Here is a 14116-nt window from a genome sequence, read left to right on the forward strand (position 1 = left end):
CTCTGAAACCGGTTCGTAGAGAGATGAGTTCATGACCCAGCAAATACAGGCAGCGCCGGTAACCCCGGCCGCACCCGATGAAACAGTGAGCGGCGCTTCGGGTGTGCATCGCCTCAAGCCGAATGCCGTCGGATTGCTCGGCGTGGTCTTCATGGCCGTCGCCACCGCGGCCCCGATCACCGCCATGACCGGCAATGTGCCGTTCATGATCTCCTCCGGCACCGGGACCGGCACGCCCGCCGGATTCCTGATCGCCATGGTGGTGCTGGCCATTTTCTCGGTGGGCTTCACCACCATGTCCAAGCACATCACCGCGACCGGCGCGTTCTACGGCTTCATCTCCTACGGTCTGGGCCGCACCGTCGGCCTGGCGTCCGGCCTGCTGGCGGCCTTCGCCTACATGGTGTTCGAACCGTCGCTGGTCGGCATTTTCGCCAGCTTCTGCACCAATACCGTTGGGGCGCAATTCGGTGTGCACGTGCCGTGGTGGGTGTTCGCGATCATCATGATCGGCGTCAATGCCATCGGCACCTGGTTCGGCATCGCGGTGGCGGAGAAGCTGCTGGTGGTGCTGCTCGGCACCGAGGTGCTGGTGCTCGCGGTCATGGCGATCGCGGTGGCCGTGCACGGCGGCGGCCCGGACGGCTTCTCGTTCGAACCGCTGAATCCGGTGAACGCCTTCGCCGGTCCGTCGGCGGGGCTCGGCCTGTTCTTCGCCTTCTGGTCCTGGGTCGGATTCGAATCGACCGCCATGTACGGCGAGGAATCCAAGAATCCGAAGAAGATCATCCCCAAGGCCACCATGATCGCGGTGCTCGGCGTTGGCGTGTTCTACGTGCTGGTGTCGTGGATGGCCATGTCCGGCAACGGTATCGAGGAGTCGGCGAAGCTGGCCGGGTCGGACAGCCCGATGGATGTGTTCTTCAACCCCACCACCGCCTACGTCGGGCACTGGGCCGTGATCGCCATGCAGTGGCTCATGATGACCGGATCGCTGGCCTGCGGTATGGCCTTCCACAATTGCGCGGCCCGCTATCTGTACGCCCTGGGCCGCGAAGGCGTCATCCCGGCGCTACAGCGCACCATCGGCCGCACCCACCCGGGTCACGGCTCACCGCATATCGCGGGTCTGGTGCAGACGGTGTTCGCGGCGCTGCTGGTGCTGGGCTTCGGGCTCGCGGGCAAGGATCCGTACTCGGGCACCTACACGCTGCTGGCCATCCTGGGCACCATGGCGATCCTGGTGGTGCAGTCGACCTGTTCGTTCGCGGTGCTGTGGTACTTCCGTAAGAACCATCCGGAGACCCGGCACTGGTTCCGCACCTTCGTCGCGCCGCTGACGGGCGGGCTGGCCATGCTGGCGGTGGTCGGGCTGCTGATCGTGAATATGGGTGTCGCGGCGGGCAGCGAATCGGGCTCCCTGGTGCTGCGAGCGACACCGTGGCTGGTCGGGGCCATCGTGGTGGGCGGGATCGGCGCGGCGCAGTACCTCAAGCGCCGTGATCCGGACCGCTACGCCCTGCTGGGCCGCACCGTCCTGGAGGAGACGCACGAACGCTGACCACGAAGCACGATGGGCATCCGCTATCCGGCGGATGCCCATTCTGTATTAGTTCAGGAAGCTCTCCAGGAACGCCGTGCGATCGAACATCGCCGCCGTATCGCGCGCCGAGGGACTTCCGGCATCGGGATCGGCCCCCGCTCCGATCAGCGCCTTCAGAATCCCGCTCTCACCCTTGAAAACCGCTCCGGCCAAAGGCGTTTGGCCCGCGTCATTGGTCACATTGGGATCCGCGCCGTGCTCGAGCAGCGTGAGAACCGCCGCTTCGTTCCCGTAGTACGCGGCCAGCATCAGAATGCTGTCGCCATTCTCATTGGTGAGATTGACCGGAACTCCGGCGTCCAGGTACGCGCCCAATTTCTCGGCGTCACCCTGGCGTGCGAAGTCGAAGATCTGACCGGCCAACTCGAGGACCTTGTCGGCATCGGGGTCGTTCGCGCTCATTCGTCCAGTACTACCACCATGCGGTCGCACCCGCTGGCGGACCGGCGACGTAACGTCATCGGTATGACTGAACGTCTGGTGATCATCGGCGGGGACGCGGCCGGGATGTCGGCGGCCTCGCAGGCGCGGCGCATGAAATCGGCGGAAGAGCTGGAGATCATCGTCTTCGAGCGCGGCCATTTCACCTCCTTCTCCGCCTGTGGCATCCCGTACTGGGTGGGCGGGGATGTGACCGACCGCGATGAGCTCATCGCGCGCACGCCCGAGGAGCATCGGGCGCGCGAGATCGATCTGCGCATGCGCGTCGAAGTCCTGGAAATCGACGTCCCCGGCCGCCGGGTGCGGGCGCGCGATCTCGAGGCCGGTACCGAAACCTGGGTCGACTACGACAAACTCGTCATCGCCACCGGAGCCACACCCATCCGCCCGCCCATTCCGGGCATCGACGCCCCCGGCGTGCACGGCGTGCAGACCCTGGACGACGGCCAGGCGCTCATCGAAACCCTCGAATCCACCGCGGGCCGCCGGGCCGTGGTGGTCGGCGCGGGCTATATCGGCGTCGAGATGGCCGAGGCCCTGATCAACCGCGGCTACGAGGTCACCATGATCAATCGTGGTCAGCAGCCCATGGCCACCCTGGATCCCGATATGGGCGCACTCATCCGGAAAGCCATGGACGGCATGGGCATTCGCGTCCTCTGCGATGCCGAACTCACCGAAGTGCTGCTCGACGGTGACGGCCGCGTCCGCGCCGTCACCACCGCCGACGCCGAATTCCCCGCCGACGTGGTGGTGCTCGGCATCGGCGTGCGCCCCGCCACCGAATTGGCCCGTGCCGCAGGGCTTCCGCTCGGCCTGCACGACGGCCTGCTCACCGATCTGTCCATGCGGGTGCGCGGCCACGAGAACATCTGGGCGGGTGGCGACTGCGTGGAAGTGCTGGATCTGGTCTCGGGCACCGAACGCCATATCGCCCTGGGCACGCACGCCAATAAGCACGGCCAGATCATCGGCGCGAATATCGGCGGCGGCTACGCCACCTTCCCCGGCGTCGTCGGCACCGCCGTCAGCAAGGTCTGCGACCTCGAAGTCGCCCGAACGGGCCTGCGCGAGAAGGACGCCCACGCCGCGGGCCTGCAATTCCTGACCGTCACCATCGAATCCACCAGCCGCTCCGGCTACTTCCCCGGCACCGCCCCCATGACCGTCAAAATGCTCGCCGAACGCCGCACCGGCCGTCTGCTCGGCGTCCAGCTCGTCGGCCGCGAAGGCGCCGCCAAACGCATCGACATCGCCGCGGTCGCCCTCACCGCCCGCATGACCGTCGACCAGATGATCGCCCTCGACCTCGGCTACGCACCCCCCTTCTCCCCCGTCTGGGACCCCATCCTGGTCGCCGCCCGCAAGGCCGCCATCGCCGTGGAACGCAACCGCTGAGGCGATTCCGCGGCCGCCACAGCCGCGTGCGCGAGGTGTTACGCACCCGTGTTTCCGGGAATAGCTCGGCGAAGGAGATTGTCGGGCATTGTTAGGGGAGCGGGGTCCGGGCAGCGATCTCCGACAGCTGTCGGCGAGCCCCCCGGAGGAGTTTTGCGCGTGAAATGGCGATGGGCACAGGGCGGCGGGGAACCACCGGCGGAACCCGCCGGCAAAGCGGCGGAGCCGCCACGCACACCGGTGAAACCCAGGGGGCCTTCGGCTTTCGAACTCGCCGTACGGGCAGCCGAGAGCGAACCCGAGTACGAGGCGCGCACCGGACTGATACTGACGGCGGTGCGGGAACTGCTCGGACGCGATGACGACGCCGAGCTGGCCCGCGACCGGACGAACGTGCAGACACGACTGGTCGAGGCCGCGCGCACCGCACCGGATACCGCGCTGCGACTGCTCTGCGATGTCGCCGATCGCTGCGGTATCGATCCGGCCGCCGGGCGTCAGGTGATCGAGGTGTGGACCGCGCGGCCGATCGCGGCGGAATTCGCCCGAACCTGGTTCGCGGTCAACGGATTACTGCAAGACAATGCCGAACTCGGTGCGTGGCTGGCGAATTCGGTGCGCGCCGGGGTGCAGGAGGTATCCGACGAGTTCCGAGAACTGGCGCGGGAACATCTGACCGGCCTGCTGGACAAGCACTTCGAACGATACGAGTTCACCGGCGGCACCACACCGCTGTGGCAGGTGCTGTACGCCCTCGGCCCCGCCAGCCGATCCGACTGGTTCTCCCGCCTGGGCGATCTGGCGGCATCGCGCGGCGAACAGCGCGAGGCCGCCCGGCGCTATGAACTCGCCGAACGGTTCGGCGGCAGCCGGACCGGCCGAATCCGGCAGTCGCGGTAGCGATTCGGTGCGGACGGCCCGCCGACGAGGTGACGGGCCGTCCACCCCCTCAACGCCGCAGAACCCTGCGGGCCAGCCAGTTCCCGAAGAACTGGATGCCTTGCACCCCCGCGATGATGATCAGCGTGGCCACCAGGGTGACCTGCCAATCGAAGCGCTGATAGCCGTAGACCAGGGCGAAATCACCCAGGCCACCACCGCCCACGGTGCCCGCCATGGCGGACATGTCGACCACCGCGATGACCACGAAGGTGTAGCCGAGTACCAAGGGGCCCAGCGCTTCCGGGATCAGCAGGGTGGTGATGATGCGCAGCGGACCGGCCCCCATGGAGCGGGCCGCCTCGATCACGCCGGGATCGACGGTCACCAGATTCTGTTCGACGATTCGCGCGATGCCGAACGAGGCCGCCACGATCATGACGAACGCCGCCGCATCGGTGCCGATGGTGGTGCCGACCACCTCCAGCGTCACCGGGCCCAATGCCGCAAGCAGAATGATGAACGGAATCGGCCGCACCACGTTCACCAGGAAATTCAGCACCAGATTGATCGGCGCGTTCGCCAGCAAACCGCCCTTGCGCGTGGTGTACAGCAGCGTGCCCAGCGCCAATCCGATCAGTCCGCCCACCACGAAGGTGAGCAGCACCAGGTAGATCGTGGTGCCGATGGCCTCGGTGAGCACGGGCCGCAGCTTGTCCCAATCGGTGTGCACCGCAGCGTAATTCATATCCGCGTGCACGGTCGCGTAACTCATGCCGACCTCCGATCATCCGCGACGAGCGCAGCCGCGTCCGCCTTATCGGTGATCCGCGCACCCGGCCCGGCCGAGTGGGTGGCATCGCGTTCCAGCTCGCGCGCCACCTGGTCCACGGCCTCGGGTGTGCCATCCAGTGCCAACGTGAGGCTGCCGAAGGTCTTGTCCTGCAACGTGCTCACGCCGCCGTACACGATCTCGAAGCTGACGCCCGCCTTGGCGGCGGTGGCCAGGGCCGCGCCGATACCGCGTTCATCGGCGATATCGACGGTGACGAGCCGGCCCGGATGCTTCTCGCCGAGGCGTTGCAGCTCTTCGGGATTGGGCCGGTTGTGCAGCACCGTCTCCACGAAGGATCGGGTGGGCGTGGCCTGCGGGGCGGCGAAGACGTCGAAAGTGTTCGCCAGCTCCACGATTCGGCCCTCGGCCAGGACCGCCACCCGGTCGGCGACGGCGCGAATGACATCCATTTCATGGGTGATCACCACGATCGTCACGCCCAGTTCGCGATTCACCTTCTTCAGCAGCCGCAGCACCTCACCGGTGGTCTCCGGATCCAGCGCCGAGGTCGCCTCATCGGCCAGCAGTAGCGCGGGCGAGGTGGCCAGTGCGCGGGCGATGCCGACGCGCTGCTTCTGCCCGCCCGAGAGCTGATCGGGATAGCTGCGCGCCTTATCGGTGAGCCCCACGAATTCCAGCAGCTCCGCCACCCGCGCCTTGCGCCGCGCGCGTGGCCAGCCCGCCACCTTCAGGGGATATTCGATATTGCCCGCGGCGGTGCGTGATCGGAACAGATTGAACTGCTGGAACACCATGCCGATATCGCGCCGCAGCTGCCGCACCCGGGATTCGGGCACCCCGGTGATCGGATCACCCGAGATGAGCACGGTCCCGCTGCTCGGCTGCTCCAGTGCGTTGATGAGCCGCACCAGCGTGCTCTTACCCGCACCGGAGTAGCCGATCACCCCGAAGATCTCCCCGCGCTCGATGCGCAGATCGATCTCGCTCAACGCGGTGTGCGACTGCTTGCCAGCGTTGAACACCTTGGTGACCGAACGGAATTCGACAGCGGCGCTCTCGGTTGCGTTGCCGCTCACTTCTTCTCGCGGATGGTCTGCTGCACCCGCGCCAGAATCTGCTCCAGCTCCGGCCCGCTGCGCTTGACCTCGACCGCAGTCCCCTTGGAGGTCTTGGCGACCGCTGCCTGCACCTCGGGCCCGTGCCAGATCTCCACCAGCTTCAGATAGGTGGGATTGGTCTTGTCCGCACTGCGCGTGACGAACGCGTTGATGTACGGCTCCGCGCCGGGATTCTTCGGATCATCCTTGTACAGCGCCGAATTCGGGTCGATGCCGGACTTCTCCAGGAAGGTGTTGTTCACGATCGAACCGTCCACCGAGGCCAGCGACAGCGCGGTCTGGGTGGCGTCGACCGCGGTCACCTTCACCTTGGACGCGCCCTTGTCGACATCGGCCGGGGTCGGCTGCTTGACGTCACCGGACAGCTTCAGCAGTCCGGCGGCCTGCAAGACGAACAACGCCCGCGCCTGATTGGTCGGATCGTTCGGAATGGCGATCTCACCGCCCTGCGGGATATCGGCCAGACTCTTGTGCTTCTTGGAGTACAGCCCCAGCGGCACGATCTGGGTCGCGCCGATCGGCGTCAGATCATCGTTGTTGGCGACGTTGTACTGCCCGAGGAATTGCAGATGCTGGAACAGATTCACATCCACCTGCTTCTGCGACAGCGCGGCATTCGGCTGCGAATAGTCGGAGTAGTGGGTGATCTTCAGGGTGATCCCCTGCGCCTTCGCCTGCTCCTCGAACACATCCCACTGCGGATCGGTCTCGGTGGTGCCGATGCGCACCACATTGCCCGCCGCGTCATCGTTCTTACCGCACGCCGTCGCGGTGAGGGTCAGCCCCGCGACTGCCGCAACCAGGACCGGGATCGCCAGTACCCGTTGGAATTTCACTCGTGCTCCCACTTGATCGTCGAAAATCGAACCTGATAAGCCAACCCTTCCGGCAACCCCCGAGCAATGATTGCGATCCGGGCGATCGAAACACTCCCGCATCCGCGATGCGATCGCCTAGCTTGTCCAAAATGCGAAAATTGCGCCGTCTCCTGGTGATTCCGCTGTTGCTGAGCCTGGCCCTGAGTGCGGCCTGTGGCCGGGAACACGACGAGAGTGTGGTGCGCATCGGTGTGAACGATCTCGCACAGCCGCACTGGGACGTGTTCAAGAAGAAGGCGTCCGCCGCGGGCATCACCGTCGAATTCGTGAACTTCTCCGATTACAACCAGCCGAATCCCGCACTGTCACAGGGGCGGGTGGACCTCAACAAGTTCCAGCACATCCGGTATCTGGCCAACTACAACGCCCGCAATAACGACACCCTGATTCCGCTGGGCGCGACCGAGATCTACCCGCTGACGCTGTACTCCAAGAAGCACAGGAACGTGTCCGAGGTACCGCAGGGCGGCGAGATCACCCTGAGCAACAATCCCGCGAACCAGGTGCGGCCGCTCTTGAGCCTGGCCGCCGCCGGATTGATCGTGCTGAAGAACGGCGCGAGCTGGGATTCCAAGATCGAGGACGTCGACAAGGCCGCCTCCAAGGTGCGGCTCACCACCATCGATCCGACGCTCACCGCGCAATCGCTGGAGAGCGTCGACGCGGCCTTCGTGGACGACACCTTCGCCCAGCCCGCGGGGCTGACGCAGCAGCAGGTCATCTACACCGATGACCCCAATCGGCCCGATCTGACCCAGTACATCAATATCTTCGCCGCCCGGGCCGCCGATAAGGACAACCCGAAGCTGCTCCAGCTGACCAAGCTCTATCACGATCCCGAGGTGGAGGCCGCGATCAAGGCCGAAACCGGCTATCAGGGCATCTTCAAGAACAATCCGCCCGCCGAATTGCAGACCGCGGCAACCGAACTCGAAGCCAAGTTCAAGAAGTAGGTCAGCCGCGGCGGCTGCGGGCGTTCTTCGCGCGGGCGGCGGCGAGGATGGTGATGACCATGACGGTCATCATCTGCAGGGTATTCCAGTCCACCGGCTCGGGGGCGGGCGGCGCGGCCAGCACCACCGGACGCGGAGGTATGACGACCGGGATCACCGGTGGCACAGGCGGCACCGCCGCGATCTCGACGGGCGGTACCACCGGAGCCACCACGGGCTCGACCACTGCGGGTGGTGCGATGGCCGAGGGAATGAGCAGCGGGATGCCGGGAATCTCGGGCGCGACCGGCAGCAGGAGCAGACAGGTGAGTGCGGCGCTACCGAGCGCCGCACTGCCGACCACGACACTGCCCGCGCCTGAGGAACCCGGTCCCACCAGACCACTGGATCCGGGAACGAAGCCCGGACCGATCAACCCGGAGCCGAATCCGCTGCCGGTAAGCAGGCCGAGACCCAGTACGGCACTGCCGAATACGGCGCTGCCTGCGCAGGCGGTGAGCACGCTGCCGGACTCCAGTCCCAGCGTCTCGCCGAGCGTGCTCGGAGCGGCCACCTGACCGCGAAACGCATCCGAGGCCGAACCGGACCCGGGTAGCGCGATGGCCGCGGCGGCCGGATCGGCGGCGCTGCCGCTGCCCGCGCTGCCGGTGGCCGAACTGCCGGTGCTCAGATAACCACCGCCCGCGACCGGGTTCACCCCCAGTGAACTACCGGATTTCGCACCGTCCCTACCGGAACTGCTCCCCGAGGCCGCTCCGCCGTTCGCGGAGCTGCTGCCCGAAGCGCCCAGCCCGATACCGGAATTGCTGCCGGAATCGCTGCTCCCCGAACCCACTCCGAGCGAACTGCCGGTGGGCCCGTCGATGGGAGCCGCGCCGCCACCGGAACCGGCACTGCCGGAGATGATCTCACCGATCGACGGCAGCCCCGGATCGGCGACGGCCGCGGCGGGATGTACCGCCAGGAACGCCGCCGCGATCGGAGCTGCCGCGAATCTGCCTGCGCCGCCGCGCTTTCCCTTATTCATGACTACCTACTCTTCAGCGCGGCAGAATGCTCGAGGAGCCGCCGGAGACGATGTGCTCATACCTGGACAGCGCCAGTTCGAAAGCGTCCTTGGACACCATGTTTCCGCCCGCGAAGGGCCGATCCAGTTGGTAGACCGCGAGAATCACCGCACCGATCACCACGCCGAACAGGCCGGTCATGATGGTGCTGCGCCGGGTGACGACCACACCGGAGAACACCGTGCCGAGCAGCAGCATCCCGGTGCCGAACCACAGCGCCACGTAGAGGAAGGTGGGCAGCCGGTAGGCGGCGTCCATACCGCGGTCGTAGCGCGCGTCCGAGACCGCGTCGAGCGCCGAATCCGCTTTGTCCTGAATGTCCTTGACGTTCGGATCCGCCGTGGACAACCCGGACACCGCCGCCCGCAATTCATCGAGGGTGTTCTGGGTGTCCTGGCTGAGCTTGGCGTCCTTGCTCATCACCGACCACTCCGACCCGACCACCTGCTCGGTGTAATCGCGCACCAGACCCTGGATCTGGGTGCGATCCTGCATCGGCAGATCATTGGCCGCCTCGTACACCGAGACCAGCGCCTTCGCCTCGGACACGGTATGCGCGTGCGAATTGTCGTACTGCTGCCACAGAATCACGACGATGAAGGCCACGATGGCCGCGAAGAACATATTCACCAGATCCAGCACCATCGTGCTGGAAGCTTCGTCATCACTGTGCCGCCAGGTATCCGGGCGCAATCGATCACCGACCAGGAAGACGGCTACGGCGACCACCGCGAACAGGACGAGCACACCCAACTGCAATGCCATACTCGGCTCCGCCTCCCAGGCACGGGCAATATCGAACACGAGATATTCGAGGCCACTGGGCGGTCGGATTGTGACGCAAGCAATCCGTTATAGAAGACCGCAGGTAACGATCCCCCGGTCAGCACGGGATCGGTCAGCCGAGGGTGAAGACCCCGGCGGCAATCGCGACGGCGAATTCCAGTGCGGCTCCGAGCACATCACCGTTGAGTCCGCCGAATCTGCGCACGCAGTGCCGCACCAAGAGGACCGCCACTCCTAGCGCGGCAACCACGCCGAGCGGCCCGATCCACCACTGGTTTCCCGTGAATAGCGCTGCCGCCACCGCGATTGCGGCCCAGAGCGTGCTGACGATCGCTCCTTGAGTCCCCGCGACCAGCGCCCCGAACCCCGCTCCCGGCGCGGCCTCGATCCCCCGTCGGCAAGCCAGCACCACGGCGACCCGCCCGACCGCGACCGCCACCACGATCCCCGCCCATCGCCCGGCATCAGCCAAGGCGGCGAACGAAACGGCCTGGATCCCAATCACAAACACCAGCGCGGCCACCCCGAACGGCCCCGCCCCACCACTCTTCATGATCTCGCGCGCACGCTCCGGCGGCCCGTAACTCCCGAGCCCGTCCATAGTGTCGGCGAGCCCGTCGATATGCATCCCCCGCGTAATCAGCGCCAGCCCCGCCACCGCCACGAACCCAGCCAGCAGCCACGACGCCCCAACCGCACCGAGCCCCCACATCAGCCCGGCCGCACCAAGGCCCAGCAACGTCCCCACCACGGGTGCCCATCCAATGGCCCGACCAGCCGCGCTTCGATCCACGTCATCCGGTCCGCGCACGGGCAACACCGTCAACCACGAAAGCGCGAGTCGCACACCATTCATGAGCGCCGGGCCTCGGCGCTAACAGCACGCGACCGCCCACCCAGGACAAGCTGCCACTGCCGGACACATCCGAATGCGGCTGATTCTCGCCGCATGAGCGCACCCGCTCGTGGGCGGGTGGATTTCGTCTGTGATCGCGGAGCGAATGTTGTTCCCGCGTCGGACGCTTTCGCAAGCGCCCGAGCGGGTTTCGTCGTCGCGGCTTTACGCACCGGCGGATTCGGTTGCGGCGTCGGCGGTGCTGACCCCGGCCTGGGCGAAGGTCGCCATTTCGGCGAGGGTGGCCACGGCGGCGCGCAGGACCGGGAGGGCGGTGACCGCGCCGGAGCCTTCGCCGAGGCGCATATTCATTTCGACCAGCGGTTCGAGCTGGAGGCGCTCGAGGGCGACGGTGTGCGAGGGCTCGCTGGAACGGTGGCCCGCTACCCACCATTCCTTCGCGCCGAGTGCCAGCTGGTTGGCGACGAGAGCGGCGGCGGTCACCACCACGCCGTCGAGGATCACCGGGGTGCGGCGGGCGGCCGCGCGGGCGAGGAAGCCCGCCATGGCGGCGAGGTCAGCGCCACCTGCGGTGCGCAGCAGGGCAACCGGGTCTTTGACGACCGGGCGGGCACGCCACATGGCATCGCGGATGGCGGCGGTTTTGCGGATCCAGCCCGCGTCGTCGACGCCGGTACCGCGACCCACAGCGACGACCGGTTCGGTGTCGGTGATGGTGGCGATCAATACGGTGGCGGGGGTGGTGTTGCCGATCCCCATATCGCCCGCGATGAGAAGGTCTGCGCCGGAATCGATTTCCTCATCGGCGATGGCGGCGCCGGCGGCGAGCGCGGCCTGCACCTCGGCCTCGGTCAGCGCGTCCTCGCGGTCGATCGAGCCGCTGGACTTGCGCACCTTGTGCCGCGAGATCTCCGGCGCGGTATCGCCCTGCACCGCAATGTCTTCCACCCGCACGGTGGCATCGGCCAAGCGCGCGAGCACGTTGACCGCCGCCCCGCCCGCCAGGAAGTTGGCGACCATCTGCGCGGTCACTTCACTGGGGTAAGCCGAAACCCCATGCGCCGCAACACCGTGATCACCCGCGAACACGACCACGCGTGCACGCTCGAACTGCTTGGGCGGACACACACCCTGGCAGGCGGCGACCCAGTTCCCCAGCTCTTCCAACCGTCCCAGCGCCCCAGCCGGTTTGGTCAGCTCCAGCTGCCGCTCCTTCGCCGCGACCAGGAAATCGCCATCCGGCCCCGGCACCGGACCGAACGAAATCCGCACGGGCTTGGTGAGTTTCAACCCGCCATCGGCGCTCGGGTCCGACTGCGCGGCAGCCTGATCCGACGCAGCGGCGGCCGCCACGGCACTCGACACCACAACGGTCTCAGCGGTGGAAACCGTAACCGTCTCGGCGGCCGAAGTCGCGTGGGTCTCGGCGGTGGAAGCCGCAGCTGCCCCGGTGGCAGAGTCCGCCGACCCGGTGGCGGAACTCGCAACACCGGCGCTGGAGTCCGTCGCGGCCGAATCCGGCTGTGCGGCATGCTGTCCCGCGGTTCCCGCCGCGGTCGCGAGCACGGCGGCGACCTGCGCGTTGGCGGTCGCGGTCGCCTGGGCGTCCGCGGTGGCGGCCGCATCGGTGAGCGCCGCGGCGGAGGCAAAGGCGCGGTCGGGCTTGATTCGCAGCGGCTGGCCCGCCACCACGAGGTAGATCTCATCGCAAAGCTGAGCCAGGCGCTGATTCAGCGCACCGAGCTCATCGCGGAAGAGGCGGCCGGAGTGGGTGGCGGGGATGACGCCCAGGCCCACCTCGGGGCTCACGATGACGAGTCGTTCGGAGTATTCGGCGACTGCCGCGACCAGCGCGTCGACATCTGGCGCAATGGTCCCGCGCGGGGATTCCCACGCGCCACGCGCATCGATGCGGGCCGTCAGCCAGGTGCCGAGATCGTCGATGAGTGTCGACGGGACGGGCTGGGCCAGCGCGTCGACCGGATCGCCCTCCACGACGGTCCAGTTGCCGGGCCGCCGAACCCGGTGTGCCGCAATCCGTTCGGCGAAATCCGCATCCTCGGGATCCGGTATCGCGGTGGCGATGTACCGCACCGCCTCCGATACGACCAACTGTTCCGCGAAAGCCGACTTACCGGACCGGGCTCCACCGAGCACCAGCGTCCGTAGCGGTCGATCGGTTGACTGAGCACTGTGCGACACGTCAGCACGGTATCAACACCCCGCACTCCCCAGCCGATGAGGCACGACTCGAGCGCGGAAACGATGCGGTGGCATGACGCGGCAGGTCCGGACACCCGCGCATGATCAAGCGGTGCGCACGCCTCCGAAGCGACGGCGATATTCGGCGGGCGCGATGCCGACCTGCCGCTGGAAGTGATGCCGCAGCAGCGCCCCCGATCCGAACCCGCACCGATTCGCCAGACTCTCCAAATCCAAGTCGGTGTCTTCCAGCAGCTGCTTGGCGAGCAGAATCCGCTGCCCGGTCAGCCATTTCACCGGCGTGGTCCCGGTCTCGGCCGCGAACTTGCGCGCGAACGTCCGCGTGGACGTATTCGACCGCGCGGACAGCGATTCCACCGTATGCGGCAGCTCCAGGTTCTCGCCCATCCAATGCAGCGTCTCGCTGAGACTGTCCGAACTGCAATCCACCACGGGCCGCTCGATGAACTGCCGCTGCCCGCCGTCGCGCTGCGGCGGCACCACCATGCGCCGGGCGATGGCATTGGCGACCGAACTCCCGAGCTCGCGCCGCACCAGATGCAGGCACGCGTCGATGCCGGCGGCCGTGCCCGCGCTGGTGATCAGATTGCCCTCGTCCACGAACAGCACATCCGGATCGACGGTGGCCTGCGGATACATCCGCGCGAGTTGCTCGACATACCGCCAGTGCGTGGTGCATTTGCGCCCGTCCAGCAGTCCGGCCGCACCCGCGAGGAAGGCCCCGGAGCACACGGTCAGCACGGTGGCCCCGCGCTCGGACGCGTCCCGGACCGCGTCCACCACCCGCGGGTCCATGTCATGTTCCGCGGAGTACGGGAACGCCGGAATCGCCACCAGATCCGCGTCCCGCAATTCCTCCAGCCCGTACTGCGGCGTCACCGCGATACCGGGCGAACTGGATCCGAGCGGCTTACCGGGTTCGACACCGCAGACCCGGAAGTCGAACAGCGGCAGCCCGTCCGAGGTCCGGTCCAGCCCGAAAACCTCACAGACGACGCCGAATTCGAACATGGCGAGGCGTTCGTTGAGTACGACGGCGACCTTCGAGAGCATGTTCCCATCCTAACTGGCGGGATATTTGCGAACTATGTCAGAACTGCCACTGTTGGCAGTAACTG

Annotated in this window: 13 protein-coding genes; 4 read left to right on the forward strand and 9 right to left on the reverse strand. The window is 67.0% G+C overall.

What is annotated here, in order from left to right; genetic code table 11:
- Window positions 1-31 precede the first annotated feature (31 nt).
- Window positions 32-1561, forward strand: a complete 1530-nt coding sequence (locus tag ACFC4D_RS20555) for an APC family permease (protein ID WP_376065396.1) — start codon at window positions 32-34, stop codon at window positions 1559-1561.
- A 48-nt stretch (window positions 1562-1609) separates the two neighbouring features.
- On the opposite strand, the gene ACFC4D_RS20560 is transcribed toward ACFC4D_RS20555, so the two are convergent.
- Window positions 1610-2005, reverse strand: coding sequence for an ankyrin repeat domain-containing protein (locus ACFC4D_RS20560; protein ID WP_364644007.1), 396 nt, complete (start codon window positions 2003-2005; stop codon window positions 1610-1612).
- Between the two features lie 63 nt (window positions 2006-2068).
- Here ACFC4D_RS20560 and ACFC4D_RS20565 point away from each other — a divergent pair, with 63 nt between their 5' ends.
- Both ACFC4D_RS20565 and ACFC4D_RS20570 read left to right on the forward strand, forming a co-directional pair.
- Window positions 2069-3442, forward strand: coding sequence for an FAD-dependent oxidoreductase (locus tag ACFC4D_RS20565; RefSeq protein WP_376065399.1), 1374 nt, complete (start codon window positions 2069-2071; stop codon window positions 3440-3442).
- Between the two features lie 159 nt (window positions 3443-3601).
- Window positions 3602-4342: a hypothetical protein gene (locus ACFC4D_RS20570; protein WP_376065400.1), complete on the forward strand. Its 741-nt coding sequence runs from the start codon at window positions 3602-3604 to the stop codon at window positions 4340-4342.
- Window positions 4343-4391: 49 nt separating this feature from the next.
- On the opposite strand, the gene ACFC4D_RS20575 is transcribed toward ACFC4D_RS20570, so the two are convergent.
- The 3 genes from ACFC4D_RS20575 to ACFC4D_RS20585 are packed head-to-tail and all read right to left on the reverse strand — an operon-like array spanning window position 4392 to window position 7071.
- A complete protein-coding gene (locus ACFC4D_RS20575) occupies window positions 4392-5069 on the reverse strand; it encodes a methionine ABC transporter permease (RefSeq protein ID WP_375968251.1) in 678 nt (225 codons plus the stop codon).
- A gap of 23 nt (window positions 5070-5092) precedes the next feature.
- A complete protein-coding gene (locus tag ACFC4D_RS20580) occupies window positions 5093-6193 on the reverse strand; it encodes a methionine ABC transporter ATP-binding protein (RefSeq protein WP_376065402.1) in 1101 nt (366 codons plus the stop codon).
- Window positions 6190-7071 carry a MetQ/NlpA family ABC transporter substrate-binding protein gene (locus ACFC4D_RS20585; RefSeq protein ID WP_376065405.1) on the reverse strand — a complete coding sequence of 294 codons (882 nt, stop codon included), beginning with the start codon at window positions 7069-7071 and terminating at the stop codon, window positions 6190-6192. Before ACFC4D_RS20585 ends, ACFC4D_RS20580 begins: the two co-directional genes overlap by 4 nt.
- Window positions 7072-7202: 131 nt before the next feature.
- Here ACFC4D_RS20585 and ACFC4D_RS20590 point away from each other — a divergent pair, with 131 nt between their 5' ends.
- Entirely contained in the window at window positions 7203-8066 is an 864-nt protein-coding gene (locus tag ACFC4D_RS20590) for a MetQ/NlpA family ABC transporter substrate-binding protein (RefSeq protein ID WP_375968186.1), read from the forward strand.
- A gap of 1 nt (window position 8067) precedes the next feature.
- On the opposite strand, the gene ACFC4D_RS20595 is transcribed toward ACFC4D_RS20590, so the two are convergent.
- The 5 genes from ACFC4D_RS20595 to ACFC4D_RS20615 form a co-directional block, all read right to left on the reverse strand.
- Window positions 8068-9093, reverse strand: a complete 1026-nt coding sequence (locus ACFC4D_RS20595) for a hypothetical protein (RefSeq protein WP_376065407.1) — start codon at window positions 9091-9093, stop codon at window positions 8068-8070.
- Window positions 9094-9106: 13 nt separating this feature from the next.
- Complete coding sequence (locus tag ACFC4D_RS20600; RefSeq protein ID WP_375968188.1) at window positions 9107-9898, reverse strand: DUF4239 domain-containing protein; 792 nt, start codon at window positions 9896-9898, stop codon at window positions 9107-9109.
- A gap of 133 nt (window positions 9899-10031) precedes the next feature.
- Complete coding sequence (locus tag ACFC4D_RS20605; RefSeq protein WP_376065409.1) at window positions 10032-10775, reverse strand: adenosylcobinamide-GDP ribazoletransferase; 744 nt, start codon at window positions 10773-10775, stop codon at window positions 10032-10034.
- 204 nt (window positions 10776-10979) lie between these two features.
- Entirely contained in the window at window positions 10980-12977 is a 1998-nt protein-coding gene (gene cobT / locus ACFC4D_RS20610) for a nicotinate-nucleotide--dimethylbenzimidazole phosphoribosyltransferase (RefSeq protein ID WP_376065410.1), read from the reverse strand.
- A 105-nt stretch (window positions 12978-13082) separates the two neighbouring features.
- Entirely contained in the window at window positions 13083-14051 is a 969-nt protein-coding gene (locus tag ACFC4D_RS20615) for a helix-turn-helix domain-containing protein (RefSeq protein WP_375968191.1), read from the reverse strand.
- Window positions 14052-14116 lie beyond the last annotated feature (65 nt).

It is taken from the genome of Nocardia sp. NPDC056000 (genome assembly GCF_042269265.1).
Taxonomy (GTDB): domain Bacteria; phylum Actinomycetota; class Actinomycetes; order Mycobacteriales; family Mycobacteriaceae; genus Nocardia.